General features: G+C 71.3%; 17 protein-coding genes. 4 read left to right on the forward strand and 13 right to left on the reverse strand.

Annotation, left to right across the window (positions count from 1 at the left end; translation table 11 throughout):
• Nucleotides 1–16 precede the first annotated feature (16 nt).
• The 6 genes from ABZS71_RS13375 to ABZS71_RS13400 all read right to left on the reverse strand — a co-directional run bounded on the left by ABZS71_RS13375 (nucleotide 17) and on the right by ABZS71_RS13400 (nucleotide 6,340).
• The gene (locus tag ABZS71_RS13375; RefSeq protein WP_356209645.1) at nucleotides 17–991 is read right to left on the reverse strand and encodes a prephenate dehydrogenase; all 975 of its coding nucleotides are present in this window, start codon (nucleotides 989–991) and stop codon (nucleotides 17–19) included.
• Nucleotides 992–1,002: 11 nt separating this feature from the next.
• Nucleotides 1,003–1,917: a phytanoyl-CoA dioxygenase family protein gene (locus ABZS71_RS13380; RefSeq protein WP_356209647.1), complete on the reverse strand. Its 915-nt coding sequence runs from the start codon at nucleotides 1,915–1,917 to the stop codon at nucleotides 1,003–1,005.
• 100 nt (nucleotides 1,918–2,017) lie between these two features.
• Nucleotides 2,018–3,082, reverse strand: coding sequence for a 4-hydroxyphenylpyruvate dioxygenase (gene hppD, locus ABZS71_RS13385; RefSeq protein WP_356209649.1), 1,065 nt, complete (start codon nucleotides 3,080–3,082; stop codon nucleotides 2,018–2,020).
• A gap of 16 nt (nucleotides 3,083–3,098) precedes the next feature.
• Complete coding sequence (locus ABZS71_RS13390) at nucleotides 3,099–4,373, reverse strand: beta-ketoacyl-[acyl-carrier-protein] synthase family protein (protein ID WP_356209651.1); 1,275 nt, start codon at nucleotides 4,371–4,373, stop codon at nucleotides 3,099–3,101.
• Nucleotides 4,370–6,022 carry a class I adenylate-forming enzyme family protein gene (locus ABZS71_RS13395; protein ID WP_356209653.1) on the reverse strand — a complete coding sequence of 551 codons (1,653 nt, stop codon included), beginning with the start codon at nucleotides 6,020–6,022 and terminating at the stop codon, nucleotides 4,370–4,372. The genes ABZS71_RS13390 and ABZS71_RS13395 overlap by 4 nt, the downstream gene beginning before the upstream one ends.
• 54 nt (nucleotides 6,023–6,076) lie before the next feature.
• Nucleotides 6,077–6,340 carry an acyl carrier protein gene (locus ABZS71_RS13400; RefSeq protein WP_355853277.1) on the reverse strand — a complete coding sequence of 88 codons (264 nt, stop codon included), beginning with the start codon at nucleotides 6,338–6,340 and terminating at the stop codon, nucleotides 6,077–6,079.
• A 20-nt stretch (nucleotides 6,341–6,360) separates the two neighbouring features.
• On the opposite strand from ABZS71_RS13400, the gene ABZS71_RS13405 reads away from it, so the two are divergent.
• Complete coding sequence (locus ABZS71_RS13405; RefSeq protein ID WP_356209655.1) at nucleotides 6,361–7,029, forward strand: 4'-phosphopantetheinyl transferase superfamily protein; 669 nt, start codon at nucleotides 6,361–6,363, stop codon at nucleotides 7,027–7,029.
• A 5-nt stretch (nucleotides 7,030–7,034) separates the two neighbouring features.
• Here ABZS71_RS13405 and ABZS71_RS13410 read toward each other — a convergent pair whose 3' ends face one another.
• Together ABZS71_RS13410 and ABZS71_RS13415 are read right to left on the reverse strand one after the other, a co-directional pair.
• Nucleotides 7,035–8,417 (reverse strand): class I adenylate-forming enzyme family protein, encoded by a 1,383-nt coding sequence (locus ABZS71_RS13410; protein WP_356209657.1) that lies wholly within the window; start codon nucleotides 8,415–8,417, stop codon nucleotides 7,035–7,037.
• Between the two features lie 258 nt (nucleotides 8,418–8,675).
• Entirely contained in the window at nucleotides 8,676–9,752 is a 1,077-nt protein-coding gene (locus ABZS71_RS13415; protein WP_356209659.1) for an alpha-hydroxy acid oxidase, read from the reverse strand.
• A gap of 226 nt (nucleotides 9,753–9,978) precedes the next feature.
• Here ABZS71_RS13415 and ABZS71_RS13420 point away from each other — a divergent pair, with 226 nt between their 5' ends.
• Genes ABZS71_RS13420 through ABZS71_RS13430 form a run of 3 tightly spaced genes read left to right on the forward strand, consistent with a single transcriptional unit; the run spans nucleotide 9,979 to nucleotide 12,906 of the window.
• A complete protein-coding gene (locus ABZS71_RS13420; protein ID WP_356209842.1) occupies nucleotides 9,979–10,569 on the forward strand; it encodes a TetR/AcrR family transcriptional regulator in 591 nt (196 codons plus the stop codon).
• 14 nt (nucleotides 10,570–10,583) lie between these two features.
• Nucleotides 10,584–11,549, forward strand: coding sequence for an alpha/beta hydrolase (locus ABZS71_RS13425; protein ID WP_355851332.1), 966 nt, complete (start codon nucleotides 10,584–10,586; stop codon nucleotides 11,547–11,549).
• Between the two features lie 4 nt (nucleotides 11,550–11,553).
• A complete protein-coding gene (locus ABZS71_RS13430; RefSeq protein ID WP_355851329.1) occupies nucleotides 11,554–12,906 on the forward strand; it encodes a PLP-dependent aminotransferase family protein in 1,353 nt (450 codons plus the stop codon).
• 63 nt (nucleotides 12,907–12,969) lie between these two features.
• On the opposite strand, the gene fabI is transcribed toward ABZS71_RS13430, so the two are convergent.
• Genes fabI through ABZS71_RS13455 form a run of 5 tightly spaced genes read right to left on the reverse strand, consistent with a single transcriptional unit; the run spans nucleotide 12,970 to nucleotide 18,982 of the window.
• A complete protein-coding gene (gene fabI / locus ABZS71_RS13435) occupies nucleotides 12,970–13,740 on the reverse strand; it encodes an enoyl-ACP reductase FabI (protein WP_356209661.1) in 771 nt (256 codons plus the stop codon).
• The gene (locus ABZS71_RS13440) at nucleotides 13,737–14,624 is read right to left on the reverse strand and encodes an alpha/beta hydrolase (protein ID WP_356209663.1); all 888 of its coding nucleotides are present in this window, start codon (nucleotides 14,622–14,624) and stop codon (nucleotides 13,737–13,739) included. The genes fabI and ABZS71_RS13440 overlap by 4 nt, the downstream gene beginning before the upstream one ends.
• A 37-nt stretch (nucleotides 14,625–14,661) precedes the next feature.
• Nucleotides 14,662–17,172: a hypothetical protein gene (locus ABZS71_RS13445; RefSeq protein WP_356209666.1), complete on the reverse strand. Its 2,511-nt coding sequence runs from the start codon at nucleotides 17,170–17,172 to the stop codon at nucleotides 14,662–14,664.
• Nucleotides 17,169–18,275, reverse strand: coding sequence for a methyltransferase (locus tag ABZS71_RS13450; protein WP_356209671.1), 1,107 nt, complete (start codon nucleotides 18,273–18,275; stop codon nucleotides 17,169–17,171). The genes ABZS71_RS13445 and ABZS71_RS13450 overlap by 4 nt, the downstream gene beginning before the upstream one ends.
• Entirely contained in the window at nucleotides 18,272–18,982 is a 711-nt protein-coding gene (locus ABZS71_RS13455) for an SGNH/GDSL hydrolase family protein (RefSeq protein WP_356209674.1), read from the reverse strand. Before ABZS71_RS13455 ends, ABZS71_RS13450 begins: the two co-directional genes overlap by 4 nt.
• Between the last annotated feature and the right edge of the window lie 133 nt (nucleotides 18,983–19,115).

The following is a 19,115-nucleotide window of genomic DNA, read 5'->3' on the forward strand; positions in this document are numbered from 1 at the left end:
AGTTGTCGGTCGCCGGTCACGTCCGGCCGGCCAGGCCGGCCGGACGCGGCTCCTCGAGGATTCGGCCGGGGACCGCGGCGCCGCGGCCGGTGATCCTGGCGCGGCCCTCGATGCCGTGGGTGAGCACGGCCCGGAGCGCGGCCATGCCCTCCTCGGCGGGGCTGCCGGGCGGGCCGTCGGCCGGGCTGCCGTCCGGTTCCGGCTCCTCCCGTGACAGCCGACGCAGCGCGACCAGCACCTCGCCCAGATCGCTGGCCACCTCCGTGAGCACGTCGTGTACGGCACCGGCGTTGCAGCCGAGGATGTCGCCCCACAGTTCGGCGTCGCCCGCCGCGATCCGGGTGGTGTCCCGCAGCCCCTGCCCGGCCAGCCGCAGTTCGGACTCCTCGCCGTCGGCCAGCCGGGCGGCCATCAGACTGGCGATCAGATGCGGGGCGTGCGAGGTGAGAGCCACCGCGCGGTCGTGCTCGGCGTGGTCCATCACCAGCGGGCGGCCCCCGCACAGCTCCACCAGCCGGTGCGCCCGGCTCAGGGCGGCGTCGCCGGAGAAGGCGGAGGGGGTGAGCACCCACGTCCGGCCGTGGAAGAGGTCCGCCTGGGCGGCCAGCGGCCCGGAGTACTCCCGTCCGGCCATCGGATGGCCGCCCACGAACCGGGGCAGATCGCAGCCGAGCCGCGTCATGTCGGCCTGCGGGCGTGACTTGACGCTGGCGACGTCGGTATAGCTCTCGGCCAGGCCCTTGCGCTGCCATGAGTGGAGGGCCGTCGCGGTGGCGCTGGGCGGCACCGCGAGCACCGCGAGGTCGACCCTGGCCGGGGGCGCGCCCGCGATGCCCGCGCCGAGGGAGGCGGCCGTGCTGGCCGCCTCCGGGTCGCGGTCCAGCAGATAGGTGGTCACGCCCCGGGCCCGCAGGGCGAGGGCCACCGAGGTGCCGATCAGACCGGTACCCACCACGGCGGCGCTGCGCAGCACGGTTTCCCGTCGGTCCATGTCGCCGGAGGTCAGGAGCGCCATAGCACGGGGCAGAACTCGGGATCGGAGTAATCGGGGACGCCGCTCGCGGTGCGGCGCACCAGGACGTCGTGGTTGTAGGCGACCTGCTCGCCGTCCGAACGCCAGAAGTTCTGGTAGTGGTTGGGGCCGTCCTGGAGGTGGAGGGAGATCGCGCGGCGCGGCCGGTCGGCCACGTTGGCGCCGCTGCCGTGGTAGGTGCGGCAGTGGTGGAAGCTCATATGGCCGCGCGGGATGTTCATGGGGATCTTGCGCAGCTCGGCGTTGTTGAAGTCGGCGTTCTCCTGGAGCATCTGGTCCAGCTGCGCGCGCTCCCGCTCGGCGAAGTGCAGCGAGGTCTCGTCGTTGCCGCCGGTCTCCTTCCACCGGTGGCTGCCGTCCACCATCGTGATGGTGCCCAGCTCCTCGTCGCAGTCGTGGAAGGGGATGAAGGCGGTCAGCATGTCCTCGGAGGAGCAGGTCGACCAGTAGTGCCGGTCGAAGTGCCAGGGAACGATGTTGGACTGCTCCCCGGGCCGCGGCGGCTTGTAGATCATGGTGGACTGGAAGACCCGGATCTCGTCCGCCTGCGCCAGCCGGGCGGCGACCGCTCCGATCAGCGGCTTGCGCAGGATGCGGCCGATCGTGTCGTCCTCGTAGTGGATGTAGTCGTTGTGCCGCTGCACGGGGCCCTGGTCCGGCTCCCAGTAGGCGATCTTGGGAGGATGCCGCGGCAGGGTGCGGTCCCGGTGGCCGGCGTAGAAGTTCTCGCTGGCCGCCTCGAGCGTCTCGGTCTCCTCGTCGGTGAGGAGCTTTTTGCTCAGGTACCAGCCGTGGGCCGCGTACTGTGCCACGTCCTCGTCGGAGGGCAGCAGTTCGCGTTCCGATGCGGTCAGTTGGAAGGGCGTGGAGGCATGGGAAGTCAAGGAGAGTCCTTCGGTACGGCGTGTCCTGGAGCGGGTGCCGGGAGCGTCGCGTGTGGAAGATCCGCGGAGGTGTGCGGAAGGGGGATGAGGCCGGACCGGCTCAGACATCGGCCCCTTCCCGCTCGACCGCCTCGTACAGCGCCTTGATGTTGCCGCTGCCGAAGGTGCGGGCGCCGTGCCGGTCGATGACCTCCCAGAAGTAGGTCTGGCGCACATGCATGGAGCGGGTGAAGATCTGGAAGACCTGGCCCCAGTGGTCGCTGTCGACCAGGACGTTGGTCCGGCGAAGGTCCTCCATCCCCACGTCGGTGCGGCCCAGCCTCCGCTTCAGCTCGTCGTAGTAGCTACCGGGGGTGCTGAGGAAGGTGAGTCCACGGTCTTCGAGGGCACCGACGGTGCTGACGATGTCGTCGGTCAGCAGGGCGAGGTGCTGGACGCCGGCGCCGCCGTGCCGGGTGAGGAAGTCGTCGATCTGGCCGGGCCTGCGGTCGGTCACCGGCTCGATCAGGGTGAAGGTGATCTTCCCGGAGGGGCTCTGCACCACCTTGGAGTTCATCGCCTGCTCGCCGACCTCGATGAACTCCTCGAAGATCTGCGAGAAGCCGAACACCTCCTCGTAGAACGAGACGGTCTCGTCGAGCTGACCGGCGGGCAGGCACACCGCCGCATGGTCCACGACGCTGATCAGCGGCTCGGCCTGCTCCGGATCGTCGGTGAACATGTCCATCAGGCCCGGGAGGAACTCGTCGCCGTCACCGGTCCGCTGGACGAAGCGGTGCGCGACATCCCCGAAGCCGAGTACGGAGGCGGTGACGACCTTGGTGCCGCAGCGTGAGTGGACCACGGGCTTCTCGACGGAGACGGCGCCGCGCTCGATGACGGTCTCGTACGCCTGCTGCGCGTCGGACACCTCGAAGGCCAGCGTGGCCACGCCATCGCCGTGCCGCCTGACATATTCGGCGGCCGGATGGTCGGGCGTGAGTGCGGAAGTCAGCAGAACACGGGTGCCGCCCTGCCGTAAGAGCAGCGAGCGCTGGCCGGTCAGACCGGTTTCCGGTCCGGCCTGACCGGCCAGCCGGAATCCGAATACGGTGCACAGATAGAAGGCCCACTGCTGGGCGTCGCCGACATAGAATTCGGCATGATCTATTCCGTCGATCTTCAAAGGAAGTCCTCTCCCCTCATTGAGGATGCCGTTTAAGGCGGGTAGTCGCCCTGCCGAGCAGCAGGCTGACGTTGTGGCCGCCGAAAGCGAATGAATTCGATATGACGGCCTCGGCCTGCTGAGCGCGGGCGGCGCCCCGGACATGGTCCAGTTCGCAGGCCGGGTCGATATCGTCGAGATTGTGCGTGGGCGGCAGTTGGCCGGTGCTCAGGGCGAGGGCGCAGACCACGGCCTCCACCGCGCCGGCGCCGCCCAGCAGATGACCGGTCATCGACTTGGTGCTGCTGACCGCGGGACCGCTGTCCTCGCCGAAGACGGCACGCACCGCGCGGGCCTCGGCGAGGTCGCCGAGCCTGGTCGAGGTGCCGTGCGCGTTGACGTACCCGATATCGCCGGCGGTCAGACCGCCACAGGCCAGGGCCGCCCGCATGCTCTGGGCCGCGCCGGTGCCGTCGGGCCGCGGGGCGGTCGGCTTGTACGCGTCGGTGGACGCGCCCCAGCCCAGCAGGTCCGCGTAGCCGGCGGCACCGCGCGCGTCGGCGAGGGAGGCGCGCTCCACGACGAGCACCCCGGACCCCTCGGCGAGCACGAAGCCGTTGCGCCTCCGGTCGAACGGGCGGCTGGCGGCCGCCGGATCCTCCCAGCCGCGCGCCAGGGCCCTGGCGTGCTTGAAGGCCAGTGCCGAGGTGGGGTTGAGCGGGGCCTCCGCGCCGCCGCAGACCACGACGTCGGCCTCGCCGTAGCGGATCAGCCGCGCCGCCTCCGCGACGGCGTGGGCGCCCGCCGCGCAGGCGGTGGCGATCGCCGAACTCCAGCCGCGGATGCCGTATTTGATGGCGATCCGGGCCGCCGCCATGTTCGGCAGCATGCCGGGCAGCAGATACGGGCTGACCGCGGTCGGTCCGCGTTCGTGCCGGGCTCGGGTCTGGTCCTCGTACGTGGTCAGGCCGCCGGCGCCGCTGGAGAGGACGACCGCGACCCGGGTCGGGTCGACGTCCTCGCCGATGGTGATCCCCGCGTCGGTGATGGCCTCGTCGGCGGCGGCCAGGGCCATGAGCGCGTACCGGTCGACCAGCCGCTCCCCGGCGGGCAGCACCTCGGTCGCCTCGATGTCCGGGGCGATGCCGGCGACGTCCACGGACCCGGCCAGCAGATGGTCGGCGGGCGGCGCGATGAGCCCCGTCTTGCCGGCGCACAGGGCGTCGAAGGTGTCAGCGGCGCCGCGGCCCAGCGCGGTGAAGGTGCCCAGGCCCGTGATGACGGCACCCTCGGCGGATACGGTCGCGGTCATGGCTGCGACACCGCCTGGGCCGTGCCGCCGGTACCGAGCAGTTCACCGGCCAGGAACCGGTCGCGCAGCAGCGACTTGCGGACCTTGCCGGTGGGGCCCATCGGGAGGCGCTCCGGGTCGATGGCGACGACCCGGTCCACGGTCTGGGCCACATGGTCCTCCAGCACGGCCAGGACCTGCTCGGTGCGTTCGGCGTCCTGGTCGGCCTTGGCGTCGAGGATCAGCAGCACGGTGGTGGTCACCCGGTCGTCCTCGCGTACGGCGACGACCGTGCACTCCAGCACGTCGGGGCAGCCGGCGAGGATGCGTTCCTCGCTGACGGCGGTGAACAGGCGCCGTCCGTCGGCGAGTTGTACGGAGTCCACGGCGCGGTCGACGTGGTAGAAGTAGCCCTCCTCGTCGCGGTAGACGAGGTCGCCGGTGAGGAAGTAGCCGTTTCTGCGGGTCCGGTAGGTGGTGACCGAGTCATTCCAGTACCCCAGGGACAGCGTCGGCGCGTTGATGCCGAGCTGCCCGACCTCGCCGGGGCCCAGTGGCTCGCAGTCGTCGTCGAGCACGGCGACGTCCGAGAAGGCGTGCGGGCGGCCGATGCACCGGTTGTAGCGGTCGGTGTCGGGGGTGTGGGTGATGAAGAACTGCGAGTGGCCCATCTCGGTCGAGCCGAGGCCGTCCACGAAATGCGAGCCCTTGACGCGCACGATGCCCCGCGAGGTGGCGGCCTTACGGCTGCCGGCCGCGACGAGCCGCCGGATATGCGCCTCGTGCGCGCAGTCACCCGTGTTCCACCAGGCGTTCACGGAGTCGAGGTCACGGATGGAGAGGTCCTCGGCGGCCAGCTCGGACCAGGTGGAGGCGAAGCCCAGTACGCTCTGCGGCTTCCACTTCTCCACCGCGTCCAGAACGGCGGTGCCGTTCTGCCGGGAGAGGACCGCCAGCTGGACGCGGTTGCACAGTGCGAGGTTGACCGCGATCACGGTCGCCGCGTGCGCGGTCGGCAGGGCCCCGAGCATCCGGTCCAGACCCTGGCCCTTGGGCAGGGAGAGCCGGTGCCGGATGGAGGCGAAGAGGCTGTGGTGGGAGTGGATCACAGCTTTGGGCAGGCCGGTGGTCCCGGACGAGTGGGTGATGACCGCCGGCTCGTTCCCGTGGTGCCGGTAGGGCCTGGGGGCGCCGGCCGGATCGGCTGCCCCGAGCCCGGAGACGTCCGGGAGCAGCGGCGTATCGAGGCCGTGCGGGGCCAGTTCGGCGCGGTGGGCCGCGTCGGTGAGGACCCCGGCGGCGCGCAGCCGCCGGATGAACTCGGCCGCGGTCTCGCCGGGGATTTTCCCGTTGACCAGGGCGGGAATCGCCCCGATCCGGGCGAGGGCGAGGTAGCTGAGCACCATGTCGGCGCCGGTGGTGACGTAGACGGCGACCGGGTCGCGCGGTGCGATGCCCAGCGCGTGGAGGGAGGCCGCGCGCGCCGCCACCCGCTGATCGAGTTCTTGCAGGGTGAGCGCCTGCCAGGCAGGGTGCCCGTCGACCTCGGTGTCGAAGGTCAGGGACGGTTTGTCGAGCCCGGCGCCGCGGGCGACCAGCGACGCCAGGACGTTGCCGACGCCCAGTTCGGGGTCGGCCGCCAATTGGGCGCGGTCGTTGGTTGGTTGCACGGGGTGGCTCCTCGATGACGGGGTTGGTTCCGTGGGGTGAGGAAGGCACGCCCCTCAGTCGGCGTGGACGACCGACACGCGCTTGATGATCTCGTCGACCAGGCCGGAGACGGTCAGCAGAGCGACGGTCTCCATCTCGTCCTCGTCGAACTTCACGCCGTAGGTGTCTTCCACCTGTATCGCGATCTCGGCCACGGAAAGAGACTCCAGATCCAGCCCGGCCGGGCCCAGCGGGGTCTCGCCGGTCACCTCCGAGACGTCGTAGTTCATGTTGTTCAGGGCATCGATGATGAACTGGGTGATCTCGGTCTTCTGCATGTGTGGTTCACTCCGATCTCATGGGAACGCAGCCGGGGTGGGACCCGGACACGGTCGCGGTGTGGTGGTCCGTCGCGGATGGTGATGAACGCCGTAAGGCGCACACCGTCGCGGTACGGGCCGCGGCGCGGTTGCGCGGCGTCGCGGCGTCCGGAATACGGGTGGCTCACCAAGCCGGTGGCCGTCCGTTCCTGGACGGTGCCGCACGGGGGCTCCAGGTGAGCCTCAGTCATGGGCGGGGCGTGTGGGCGGTGGCGCTCGGCGGGTCGTCGCGGTTCGAGCTGGGGGTCGATGTGGAGGTTGTACGGCCGCTGCCGGCCCTGGGGCTGGCCCGCCGCTATCTGGCCGCGGCGGAGGCGCGCTGGCTGGCCGGTCTCGGCCCGGTCGAGCGCGAGACGGCGTTTATGTGGCTATGGACACAGAAGGAGGCCGTCGGCAAGGCGCTCGGGCTGGGGCTGCGGGGCGGCGGCATGAGCCGGCCCGTCCCGGTGCCCGCGGTGTGGCCACCGGCCGGGGCCGGTGAGGCACCGCCGCTCGCCGGACTGCCGCTCGATCCGGACACGGCCTCCGCCGCGGTGCTCACCGGCGGCGGCCGATATGTGGTCGGGGTGGCCGTGCACGGCCCTGGCGGGGCGGCGGCCGCCCGCGTCCGGGTATGCCGCGCCGAGCCGGTGGACGAGGGTGGTTGAGCTGGTCACAGCGTCACCGCCGCGCGGGCAGCGGCGCGCAGCGCCTCGGGGTTGCGCAGGGGTTTGCCGGTGGCTGTGCGGGGAATCGCGGGCAGGATGTGGAGGCGGCGCGGCCGCTTGTAGACCGCGAGTCGCGCGGCGACCGTCTCGCTGAGCAGGTCGCCGGTGACGTCTCCGTCAGAGACCGCCACATAGGCCTCGATGCCCGCGCCGTGCACCACGACCGCGTCGCGGACGCCGGGCAGCCGCGACAGCAGCTCCTCGACCTCCAGCAGGTCGACCTTGAGCCCGGCCACGGACACCTGCTGGTCGAGGCGGCCGTGCACGGACAGCAGACCGGTGTCCGGGTCGAGCGTTCCGGCGTCCTTGGTGCGCAGCCAGCCGTCGACGTACCGGGAAGGGTCGGTCTGTCCGACGTACGGGCCGGCGTCCAGCCTCAGCAGGATCTCTCCGTCCTCGATGCGTACGGAGATACCGGGCGCGAGGGTGAGGCGGGGCCGCAGTGCGCCGTTGAGGTCGGAGGCGATGACGCCGGCCTCGGTCATCCCGTACATCAGGCCGAGCGGTACGCCGTAGCAGTTGGTGAAGCGCTGCCACGCCTCGGTCTTGAGCCTGTCGCCGCCGACCACCATGGCCTTGAGCTGGGGCAGCGGGGGCGGGGACTGGACGGCGGAGAGAAGGCCGGCCTGGGCCGGGACACCGAGGATCGTGGTCGGCGCCGGGTCCGCCGCGACGGCGTGGTGGATGGCGTCGACGGTATGGCTGCTGGGGAGCACCAGATGAATGTCGTGGTGCAGTCCGTAGAGCAGTCCGCCGACCAGGCCCAGCACATGGATGATCGAGGCGAGGACGACGATGCGCTCGCCACTGCCGGGGAAGCCGTCGATGAGGCGGTAGCGCTCCACCTCTTCGATGAGGCTCGTGGCGGTCCGTCCGATGACCTTCGAGGGGCCGGTGGAGCCGGAACTGAGCTGGAGCAGTACATGGTCGGTGTGGGCCGGGGCACCGTCTGGGCGCGTGGTGATCACCGAGCCGGTCTCGAAGTACCCGCGTAATCGGCCGGTGATCTCACGGTCGGGTGCGACGACGACTTGCGGGTTGATCCGGGCGATCGACGCCGCGGCCTCGTGTTCGGTCAGCCGGTAGTCGATGAGCGAGACCTGGGCTCCGATGCGCCAAGCGGCCAGCAGGGTCGTGATGGAGGCCAGCGAAGGGGGCAGCCGCAGTGCTGCCGTTCCTCTCGGTAACAGACCTGCTTCGGTGAGCCGCTGCTGCTGAAACTCGATGTGTTCACGTAATTGCGTCGTGGTGAAGGTGGCCCCCAGGGTCAACGCCTTGCGCGGGCCCGGCCCCTTGAGGAACCACGTGTCGACCCAGTTTCCGTTCATGTGAACCGACCTCTGCTCACCGCAACCCCCACCTGACGAAGGACAGTTTGTTGCTTGCCGAACAAGCGTGCCAGCCGGCGCCGTGCGTCTATCTTCACCAGATGTGAACCGGCGATGCAAGTAAAGAATTCCTTAGTATTCGCGGGTCATTTTTTGACGCGCCAATCACGCCTGCCTGCCGGGGAAATGGAAGGCGGCGGGGCATCGTTTATTGACTATGGTTATTCCCGTGCGCGGGGAAAATGCATTAACCGTTCATCAATGCGTCACTGCGGCCCGGCGCAGCTGACGGACCGCCGGAGCCCCCATGAGTGCCATGGTTTCCTCCGTCTCCTCGGCGAGGTGCCGCAGCACCGCTGCCGCGCCCTCGGCGCCCGCGTGTGCCAGCCCCCACATCAGCGGTCGGCCGACGAGAACAGCGGTGGCTCCCAGACACAGCGCCTTGACGACGTCCGCGCCGTACCGGATGGAGCCGTCGACAAGGACCTGGGCCCGGTCACCGACCGCGTCGGCGATCTCGGGCAGGGCGGTGATGGCGGGCTGGGCGAAGTCGAGCTGCCGGCCGCCGTGATTGGACACGACCAGGGCGGCCGCTCCGTACCGCACGGCGAGCCGGGCGTCCTCGGCAGTGAGGATTCCCTTGAGCACAAGGGGAAGTGAGGTGCGCTCCGTGAGCCAGGCCAGGTCGGACCAGGTGATGGAGGCGTCGAACTGTTCCCGGGAGTGCCGGGCGACGGCGGAATCGCCGGTGCGTCCCGTATGCGACGCGGACATGATCTCCGGGTCGAGGTTGACGGCGCGGATGCCGTCCGGGACGGCGAAGCCGTTGCGCGCGTCCCTCTGTCTTCGGGCGACGCGTGGCGCGTCGACGGTCAGCACCAGGGCCTGGAAGCCCGCGTCCTCCGCCCGCTGGACCAGATCCAGCAGGGCGTCGCGCCGGCGCAGCCAGTACAGCTGCAGCCACAGCGGGCCGGTGGCCGCCTGGGCGATGTCCTTCAGGGTGCGGCTGGCGAACATGCTCACCGTCAGCAGGGAGCCCGTCTCGCCGGCGGCGCGCGCCGCGGCCACTTCCCCTTCGGGGTGGGCGAGTTGGTGGTACGCCATGGGGGCGATCCCGATGGGCGCGGAGAGCGGCGCCCCGAGCAGGGTGGTCGTGGTGTCGACATGGGAGACGTCGACGAGGCAGCGCGGACGCAGGCGTAAACGGTCCAGCGCCGTGCGGTTGGCCATCAGCATCGACTCCGTCCCGCTGCCGCCCGCCAGGAAGTCCCAGACGTCGGCGGGCAGTCGGGCCCTCGCCGCTCTCTCGTAATCGTGCAGGCTGAACTGGGTCATGGCTGCTTCCCCCGTTGCGTCCACCAGTCTGATCGCCCGCCCACAGTAACATGATGACTGCACGATCGTGCGTACACTGGGTCGTCGTGCGCCTTATAGTGAGCACCCGGAACGCACCTTGTTCCGGGACTTCGTGAGGTAGGTGACGACGGTGGCTGACACATCCACGGGCGAGGCGGGAGCGCGCCTGGACGGCCGTATCGCGCGGGGCAACCAGACGCGGCAGATGATCCTGCGCCGCAGTGTGGACATCGCCTCGGTGGAGGGACTGGAGGGGCTGTCGCTCGGCCGGCTCGCGACCGAGCTCAAGTTGAGCAAGAGCGGCGTCTTCTCGCTGTTCGGCTCCATGGAGGAGCTCCAGCTCGCGACGGTGCGAGCCGCGATCACCGTGTTCCTTGAACACGTGGTGGTGCCGGCGAGGCGGACACCGGTCGGGGCGGCCAGGCTCCACGGCCTGTGCGAGAGGTGGCTGGCCTACTCCAGGGACCGGGTCTTTCCCGGCGGTTGCTTCTTCTACTCCGTCTCCGCCGAGTTCGACGCCCGCCCCGGCCCGGTGCGCGACACCGTCGCCGCGGCCCAGGTCAATTGGCGTACGTTTGTCGAGCAGACCGCCGAGGAAGCGCGCGTCGCGGGCGAACTCCGCCCGGACACCGACATTCCGCAGCTCGTGTTCGAGCTGATCGCCTTCATGGAGACGGCCAACGGCGAGTCGATGCTCAGCGGCGACACCGCCGTCTACGGCCGTGCCTCCACCGCCATCCTCGCCCGGCTCCACACCGTCGTCACCGACCCCTCGCTGCTGCCCGACGCCCCCTGACCTAGCGGGAGACCATGGCACTCGACCCACAGCTCGCGGCCCTGTACGCACAACGGGCCACCGCCGGCATCCGCCCCCTGTACACCATGTCGCTCGACGAGGCACGGGCGGCGGACCTGGCCGCGATCCAGGCCGCGTCCGGATCACCCGAACCCGTGCACGAGGTCACCGACATCGAACTGCCGGGGCCCGCCGGGCCGCTGCCCGCGCGCGTCTACCGGCCCGCGGGCGACGGCCCGTTACCCGTACTCGTCTACTTCTTCGGCGGCGGCTGGACGCTGGGCACGATCGACACCAGCGACGCGATCTGCCGCAGCCTGACCAACGCCGCCGGCTGCCTGACCGTCTCGGTCGGCTACCGCCTCGCCCCCGAACACCCCTTCCCCGCGGCCGTCGACGACTGCTTCGCCGCGCTGCGCCGGATCGCCGCCGCCGCCGGCCGCACCGGCCCGCTCGCGGACGCCGACCCCCTGCGTATCGCCGTGGGCGGCGACAGCGCCGGCGGTAACCTGTCCGCCGTCATGACCCTGCTGGCCCGGGACGCCGGTGGGCCCGCCCTCACCACCCAGCTCCTCGTCTACCCCAACACCGACCATCGTGCCGACACCCCGTCCCGCCGGGAGAACACCGACCCGGCGTTCTTCAACGACAAGTCGGTGGACTGGTACTGGGGCAACTACCTCGCCCGCGCTGAGGACGGCGACGATCCGCGCGCCTCGCCGCTGCGCGCCGCCGACCACACCGGCCTGCCGGCCGCTCTGGTCATCACCGCCGAATACGACCCGCTGCGCGACGAGGGCGAAGCCTACGCCGCCCGGCTGCGCGAGAGCGGTGTGCCCGTCACCCTGACCCGCTACCCCGGCATGATCCACGGCTTCTTCGCGATGGCCGGGACGCTGGACGCGGGTCGCCGCGCCATCGAGCAGGCCGCCACCCACCTGCGTGAGGCGTTCGCGGCGGCGGCCACCGAGGGGAAGTGACACCATGGCCGACACGAGTACGAGTACCGTGCCGCCGCGCGGACTGAACATAGGGGAGCTGCACGCCTCCCTCACCGATCCGCTGCTCGACGCGATGAACTTCCTCAACGAGGTCGCCTCGCGCTTCTCCGACGCCATCTCCTTCGCCGCCGGGCGCCCCTGGGAAGGCGCCTTCGAACCCGAGGACCTCGCCCGCCTCGTGCGGAGCTACACCGATCATCTGGAGCGCGACCGGGGCTGGTCCCGGGACCAGGTGCGCACCCAGCTTTTCCAGTACGGGCGCACCAACGGCGTCATCCACGACCTCATCGCCCGCACCGTCGAGAACGACGAGGGCATCCGGGTGGCCCCCGAGTCGGTCGTGGTGACCGTCGGCTGCCAGGAGGCCATGCTGCTGGTCCTGCGCGCCCTGTTCGCCACGCCCGAGGACACGCTGCTCATCAGCTCTCCGGCGTACGTGGGGGTGACCGGCGCCGCCCGGCTGCTCGACATCCGCGTCCACTCGATCCCGGAGGGCCCCGCGGGCCCGGACCCGGACGCCGTGGCGGCCGCGGCCGCGGAGGTACGGGCCGCCGGCGGCCGGCCGCGCGCCCTCTACCTCGTACCGGACTTCGCCAATCCGTCGGGAGCCAGCGTCCCGGTGGACTGCCGCCACCGGATGCTGGAAGTCGCCGAGCGCGAGGATCTGCTGCTGCTGGAGGACAACCCCTACGGTTTCTTCTCCCGGACCGGAGAGCGCCGTCCGACGCTCAAATCGCTCGACCGCGACCGGCGCGTCATCCACCTGGGCTCCTTCGCCAAGACCGCGCTGCCCGGCGCCCGCGTCGGCTACATCCTCGCCGATCAGGAGGTGTTCGGTCCCGATGGCAGGCGTACCCTGCTCGCGGACGAGCTGTCGAAGATCAAGAGTATGACGACGGTCAACACCCCGGCCGTCAGCCAGGCGGTCATCGGCGGTCTGCTCGTCGAGTCCGGCTGCCGGCTGCGGGAGGCGAACGCCGAGAGCATCGCCTTCTACGCAGCCAACATGGACGCCCTGGTCGGCGCGCTCGACCGGTCCTTCCCCGAGCCGGACCGGACCCGGCTCGGGGTGTCCTGGAACCAGCCGGAGGGCGGCTTCTTCCTCCTGATGACCGTGCCGTTCGCCGCCGACGTCAAGGCCCTCGAGCGCTCGGCCCGCGAATTCGGCGTGCTGTGGACCCCGATGAGCGACTTCTACCTGGACGGCGACGGCACGCGTCAGCTGCGGCTCTCCTGCAGCGCCCTGGATCCCCGGCGCATCGAGGAGGGCGTGCGGCGGCTGGCCCGCTTCATCACCGACCAGGCCGCCGCCGAACCGGACCGGCCGGCCGGCTGACAGGACGAGGGAAGCCCCGGCCTGCCGCCGGGGCTTCCCTCGTTCACGTCCGCGTACGGCGGCTCAGGCGCCGATGGCGTGCACCCCGCCGTCCACATGGACGATCTCGCCCGTGGTCTTCGGGAACCAGTCCGACAGCAGCGCCACCACTCCGCGCGCGGTCGGCTCCGGGTCGGTGACATCCCAGCTCAGCGGCGCCCGCTGGGCCCATATGTCCCGGAACGTCCCGAACCCCGGGATGGACTTGGCCGCCATCGTCCGGATCGGACCCGCGGCCACCAGGTTGCAGCGGATGTTCCGGCCGCCCAGGTCCCGCGCCACATAGCGGGACGTCGACTCCAGGGCCGCCTTGGCCACCCCCATCCAGTCGTAGGCCGGCCAGGCCACTTTGGCGTCGAAGGTCAGGCCCACCACCGAGCCGCCGCGTGGTCCGAAGACCGGCAGACAGCTCGTGACCAGTGACTTCAGCGAGTACGCGGAGACCTCGACGGCCGTGGCCACCGAGTCCCAGCCGGTCTGCAGAAAGGTGCCGCCGAGCGCGTCCGGCGGCGCGAACGCGATGGAGTGCACGATGCCGTCCAGCCCGTCGACGTGCTCCCGTATCAGCCCGGGCAGAGCGTCCAGGCGCTCCTGGTCGGTCACGTCCAGCTCGATGACCGGCACCGGCTTGGGCAGCCGCCGGGCAATCCGCTCCACCAGGCTCAGCCGCCCGAAGCCGGTGAGCACGACCTCGGCGCCCTCCTCCTGGGCGAGCCGGGCGGTATGGAAGGCGATCGAGGAATCCATCAGGACACCGGTCACCAGGATGCGCTTGCCCGCCAGAAGCCCGCTCATCGCGTGACCGCCTCCGCCCCGGCGGAGCCGTCGTTCCGGGCGGCCGCCACGAAGTCCAGCGCGCCCTGGACGACATCCGGGTCGTCCAGGATCCGGCGGTGGCCCAGCCCCTTGGTGGTGACCAGACGCGCCCGGTCGCCGAACCCGGTCGCCATGCGCCGCGCCTGGTCCATGCCCACCCGCTGGTCGTTCTCGTCGTGGAAGAGCAGGATCGGCAGCGTGAGCTCCGCCGCCCGGTGCACGGCGGAGAAGCGCTGCCAGATGTCCTGCTCACCGGGGAAGATGTCCCGTTCTATACGCCCGCGCAGCTCCGCGCGCAGCCTGGGCCGCAAGGCCAGCTGATCGCAGAACTGGTCGAAGAGATACGTGAATTCGCACACCCCGCTGATGGCCACCAGCCGCCCCGCCCGTACGCCCGAGCGCAGGGCGAGGGCCGACGCCATGACGCCGACCGAGTGGCTGATGATGGCCTCGAACGCGCCGTACTGCTCGGACAGTTGGAGGATGGCGTCCTGGAAGGCCAGCACATTGGTGGTGTCGCCGGTGGCGTCGCCGTGGGCGGGGGCGTCGAAGGCGATCGGGCTCAGGCCCTGTTCGAGGAGCCCCGGTACGAACCGGGCGAAGCAGGAGCCGCGCGACTGCCAGCCGTGCACGAGGAGCACCGGCCGCGCACCGCTGCCCCAGCGGTACGTGACGGCCGTCTCGCCGCCGACCGACAGCTTGCCGATATCGGCGTCGGCCAGCACCTCCTGCTCGGCGGGCCGGGCAGCGGCGCGCTTGAGCGGCAGCCGGAAGACGCGGTAGGCGCCGGCGCCGGCCAAGCGCGGGGCGAGCAGGGAGGTGGCGTTGAGTGCCTTGCCGATCAGGGCGGCGGCCTGTTCCATATCCGGTCCTCATTCTCTTGTGGCTGGTGGTGGGTGCTCAGCGCGCCGATCGGCTTCCGGCGGCCCTGCGGGTGGCGCGGGCCACGGTGAAGGCGAGTTCGGGCAGCTCGTCGCGCTGCCAGCTGAGGGCCCCGGCCAGGCCCATGCCGTCGCCCTCGTTGGTGTGGGCCAGTTCCACCGAGTAGAGGTCGACCGTGCCCGGCCGGCGCAGCCGTTCGCTCAGCTCGTCCTCCGGTACGTCGGTGAGGTGGCGGTGGGAGACGGTCAGCGGTCCGTACGTCCGCGACCATTCCGGCTCGAGCAGATGCAGCACCTGGGTCTGGCGGTCGGCGGCGACCGCGGTCTGGGTCTCCCGATAGGTGCGGATGACGGAGTGTCCGCCGTCCACCAGCCGGAAGACGCTGACGTTGCCCGCCGGCCGCCTGCCGTACAGCAGCGCCTGCTGCACCAGCGTGGGCACGATGTCGGGCACCAGGGCGCTGGCCCCGTCCCCGACGAAGGCGAGCACGTTGTCGTCGCGGGTGAGGGCGACGGCGGGCACCGACTGCAGGGCGTCGCCCATCAGCGCGCGCCCGTACCAGCCGGAGAAGCCCGGCCCGGTGCGCGGCAGGTTCCGTACGGCGGAAATGCCGCCGCGCCCCACGTCGAAGATGCCGGTGTAGGTATATCCGTGGCGGGTGATCAGCCCATCGAGGAGCCGGGCCATGCGGTGGAAGTAGTAGTTCGGGCTCATGGGCCGCAGCGGCAGCTGGTGCAGTACGTCCGAGGCGCTGTCGTGGGTCGCGGCGAGCGCTGCGCGGCGCAGCGCCAGCACCTCCGGGTCGACGGCGAGTCTGCCGTGGACCTCGCGCAGGAAGCCGCGGGCTTCGGCGGCCACGGGGAGGTCGGCGAACGGGGCCACATGGGCCGCGTCGTCGGTGACCTGGACGATGCGCATCTGGCGGTCCAGGGTCCGCGGGGTGAAGGGCGTGGCGAGTTCGGCGATCCGGCTTTTGAGGAAGAGCAGCGCCAGCTCACGCCGGTTGCGCAGGTGTCCGTCGGCGTGCAGATAGTTGTGGACCCGCGCGGAGCAGCCCATCTTCGCCAGGGTGCCGAGATATTCGGGCACCTGCTTGCCCTCGTGGTAGCGGCTGACGGTGCCGGGTCGGGTCAGCGAGTCGGCGAGTGCGACGCCGGAGGACCGGGCGATGGCGTAGGTGAGGTCGCGTTCCTCGTCGTCGAGCTGTCCGCACTGCCAGAGCATGCGGGCGGGGTCCTCGTTGAGGATGCGCACCACCGGAGCCAGCGCGCTCTCCTGGACGCGGGCCCGCGGCGCGGGGGCGGGGGCCGGGGCGGGGCGGCGCTGCCCGGCGGGATCGGCGGGCGCGTTCAGGACGGCGGCGGTGACCAGCAGGAAGACGGGCCCCTCGGCGGCGTCGTAGGCGGCCTGCGCGGCGGCGAGCTGGTCCGGCAGCCGGGCGGGGTCGTCGAGGTAGAAGGTGTGCAGCCGCCGCGCCCGCAGCACCTCGCGAGAGTCCTCGGCCCGGTGCACGGTGCCCTGGAAGGGGTACCACTCGCCGGCGTCGGCGTCGGCGCAGATGATGAAGCCACGGGCGCGGGCCTCGCGCAGATTGGCGAGGGTGCCCTTGAACTCGTCCACCATGCCGTTGGTGACGACGATCAGGAACGGGGCGCCGTCCAGCTGCCACCGGGCCAGCGCGCCGCAGGCCAGGCCGTGTTCGTTCGGACCGCGCAGGACGGGGTTGCCGGACTCTTCGGCGGCCCGCTCCAGTTCGCCGATCAGCCCGGTGACCAGGGAGCCGGTGTAGTAGTGCAGGCCCCAACCGGTTCCGGCGCGGGCGCTGAGGAAGTCGTGCAGTCCCTGGGCGAGCAGGCGCTCGGGGACGGTGCCGGCGCGGATCACCTGTGCGGCGTGCCGGAACTGCACCTGGTCGGCGAAGGCGCACACGACAGCGGCGGCCAGCAGCCACGGCTCGTCCGGCAGCCGCTTGAGGGCGTACGGCCGGCCGAGCCGGACCTGTGACTCCTCGGCGCTGTCGTAGACGTGCACCGTGTAGGCCGAGAGGTCCGCGTCCAGGCCCGCCGGGAGGTCCCGGTGCAACTCGGCCAGCGCCGTGCCCACGGTCTCGGCGAGCGGATCGGCGCAGAGACCGGCGGGCACCGCGTCGATCAGCAGAAGCGCGAGGGTGACCGGTCCCTCCTGCCGGGCGGCCTCCGCGCGCAGGGCGGCCACGGCGGCGGGAACGGTGTCGGCGCTCAGGTGCCGCACCTCGTCGGCGGCGAGGGCGCGGTGCAGAAAGCGGCGGGCCCGGCGGGCCGCCTCCTGGTACGGCTGGGGCCAGTCGCCCGCGTCCTGGCCGTCCTGGGAGAGCGGGTCGCCGGAGAGCGCCGCACCGGTGATGTCGGCCAGGGCGGTGCGTACGGTGTCGTGGAGTTCGGATCCCTTGCCGACGCTGACCACGAGCAGCCGTTCGGCAGGGCGCGCGGGCGGCGCGGTGGAGGCGGTCGGTGCGGTGGAGGCGGTGGGGGCGGTGGGGGCGGCCTTCAACGGTTGCCTCCCTCGGCCGGATGCGCGGGTACGGCCTCGATGGCGCTCTCCGCGCGGGCCGACCGTAAGGGGGGCGTGTGTACGGTACGCACCTCGAAGCCCGCCTGCCGCAGCAGCGCGCGGTACTCCGCCTCGGTGCGGTCCCAGCCGTCGAGAGTGACCAGCATCAGCAGGTCGATCAGCTTCCCTTGCGCGGCGAACGCGGAGGGCGCGGCGTCCAGCGGTTCCGCCGATGTCTCCAGGCGTTCGAGGACCAGCAGCCTGCCGTGGTCGGGGATGGCTTCCCGGATCCGGCGCAGGATGAGCGTCGCCCGTTCGTCGTCCCAGTTGTGCAGCACGCGGGACAGCGTGTAGACGTCCCCGCCGCCGGGCAGCGGGTCGAAGAAGCTGCCCGGTACGAAGCCGACACGCTCGGCCAGCCCCAGTCCGGCCAGCTTGGCGCGGGCCCGGTCGACCGCCTCCGGCAGTTCCGTCAGGATGCCCCGCGCGCCGGGGACGCGGGCGAGCACCTTGGCCAGCAGCCCACCGTCGCCGCCGCCCACGTCCACCAGCGTGCCGAGTCCGGTGAGATCGCATTCGGCCAGCGCGGTGGGGACCGGGGCGGTGCCCATGGCGGCGGTGAACCTGGCGCGGACCTCGGGTTGTTCGTCCAGGTAGTCGTAGAACGGTTTGCCGTGCAGTTCGCCGAAGGCCGGCCGGCCGGTACGCAGGACGGTCAGGATCTCGCCGAAAGACCGGTAGACCTCCTCCCCGAACAGGATCGCGGCGGAGCGGCTGGACCGGGTGGTGTCCGTGCACAGCAGACGGCTCGCCGGGGTGAGCGCGAAGACGCCGGGGGACGGTTCGCGGAACAGCCCGGCGGCGGTGAGGGCGCGCAGTACGCGGCGCAGGGCACGCGGGTCGGTACCGGCCGCGGCGGCGAGTTCACCGGCCGGGCGTGGTCCGTCGGCGAGCAGGTCCGGGACGCCGAGCTTGGTGAGCGCGTAGCAGGACTGCGAGAGCCAGCCGCCGGTGAGGACGGAGAAGAGCGCCGCGCGGTCCGCGAGCGAGGGCGTGGCGAGGTGATCCGGGGTGGGCGTGGGAGCGGTGTCGGACTGGGTCATCCTGCGATTCCGTTCTCGGCCGCCGCGGTTGTTCCGAGATGCGCGCCGATCGCGCGTATCGCCTCGGCGGCGGCGATGGCGTGGCCGCGGCGGTTGGCGTGCCTGCCGTCGGCGCTGAAGATGTCGGACGCGCTGCCCACCGGGTGGTCGAAGAGATCGATATGCAGCGTGCCCAGGTCGTGCGCGATGGCCTGCGTGACGCGTGACAGATCCCTCAGCCGTCGGCCGAACCCGTCCCGGAAGGCGTCGGGCACTTGGGGGGAGCGCGATCCGTCGATCATGCTGACGGTGATCACGGTGCAGTCGCGTTCGCGCAGCGCGGTCACAATCGTCCGTATCTCGGCGCCGACGCGGTCCGCGTCGAAGGCGGCGACGAGCGTGTCGTAGCCGCCGCAGGCAACCAGCGCCAGATCGGGGGCGCACTCCAGCGCCCTGGTGAGCTGAGTCGCGCGGACATGGGCGGCCCGGGTGTTGCGCCGTCCCAGATTGTGATAGGTCAAAGCGGCCTGGTGCCAGACGAGTTCGGCGCCGATCCGGTCGGCCCAGGGCTGGTCGGGATAGCCCGGAACGGGGTCCCCGAGCCCCTCGGCCACGCTGTCCCCCATGACGACGAAGCGCCGCCAGGGGTGACCTCTCAGCAGTCGTTTCGCCTCCCCGTCGCGAAGGCAGTACGGGTCGGCACTCTCCGCTTCATTTTCCCTGAGCATGACGGTCGTTGATGTCCCTTCGTCGGGCTCTGTCGCGTGACCCGGCGGATGGTCCGGGCAGTCCTGGCCTCGCCGTGACAACAACACGGCCTGGCGCAAGGGTGCTTGCCCAACCCTCAATGAGTCAATACGA

Source organism: Streptomyces sp. NPDC005393, from assembly GCF_040606675.1.
Lineage (GTDB): Bacteria > Actinomycetota > Actinomycetes > Streptomycetales > Streptomycetaceae > Streptomyces.

What these genes read in the sequence shown, in the direction of transcription:
- ABZS71_RS13375 (WP_356209645.1), bottom strand. Translation starts at nt 991, where the DNA reads ATGGACCGACGGGAAACCGTGCTGCGCAGCGCCGCCGTGGTGGGTACC.
- ABZS71_RS13390 (WP_356209651.1), bottom strand. Translation starts at nt 4,373, where the DNA reads ATGACCGCGACCGTATCCGCCGAGGGTGCCGTCATCACGGGCCTGGGC.
- ABZS71_RS13400 (WP_355853277.1), bottom strand. Translation starts at nt 6,340, where the DNA reads ATGCAGAAGACCGAGATCACCCAGTTCATCATCGATGCCCTGAACAAC.
- ABZS71_RS13405 (WP_356209655.1), top strand. Translation starts at nt 6,361, where the DNA reads ATGGGAACGCAGCCGGGGTGGGACCCGGACACGGTCGCGGTGTGGTGG.
- ABZS71_RS13410 (WP_356209657.1), bottom strand. Translation starts at nt 8,417, where the DNA reads ATGAACGGAAACTGGGTCGACACGTGGTTCCTCAAGGGGCCGGGCCCG.
- ABZS71_RS13415 (WP_356209659.1), bottom strand. Translation starts at nt 9,752, where the DNA reads ATGACCCAGTTCAGCCTGCACGATTACGAGAGAGCGGCGAGGGCCCGA.
- ABZS71_RS13420 (WP_356209842.1), top strand. Translation starts at nt 9,979, where the DNA reads ATGATCCTGCGCCGCAGTGTGGACATCGCCTCGGTGGAGGGACTGGAG.
- ABZS71_RS13425 (WP_355851332.1), top strand. Translation starts at nt 10,584, where the DNA reads ATGGCACTCGACCCACAGCTCGCGGCCCTGTACGCACAACGGGCCACC.
- ABZS71_RS13430 (WP_355851329.1), top strand. Translation starts at nt 11,554, where the DNA reads ATGGCCGACACGAGTACGAGTACCGTGCCGCCGCGCGGACTGAACATA.
- fabI (WP_356209661.1), bottom strand. Translation starts at nt 13,740, where the DNA reads ATGAGCGGGCTTCTGGCGGGCAAGCGCATCCTGGTGACCGGTGTCCTG.
- ABZS71_RS13440 (WP_356209663.1), bottom strand. Translation starts at nt 14,624, where the DNA reads ATGGAACAGGCCGCCGCCCTGATCGGCAAGGCACTCAACGCCACCTCC.
- ABZS71_RS13450 (WP_356209671.1), bottom strand. Translation starts at nt 18,275, where the DNA reads ATGACCCAGTCCGACACCGCTCCCACGCCCACCCCGGATCACCTCGCC.
- ABZS71_RS13455 (WP_356209674.1), bottom strand. Translation starts at nt 18,982, where the DNA reads ATGCTCAGGGAAAATGAAGCGGAGAGTGCCGACCCGTACTGCCTTCGC.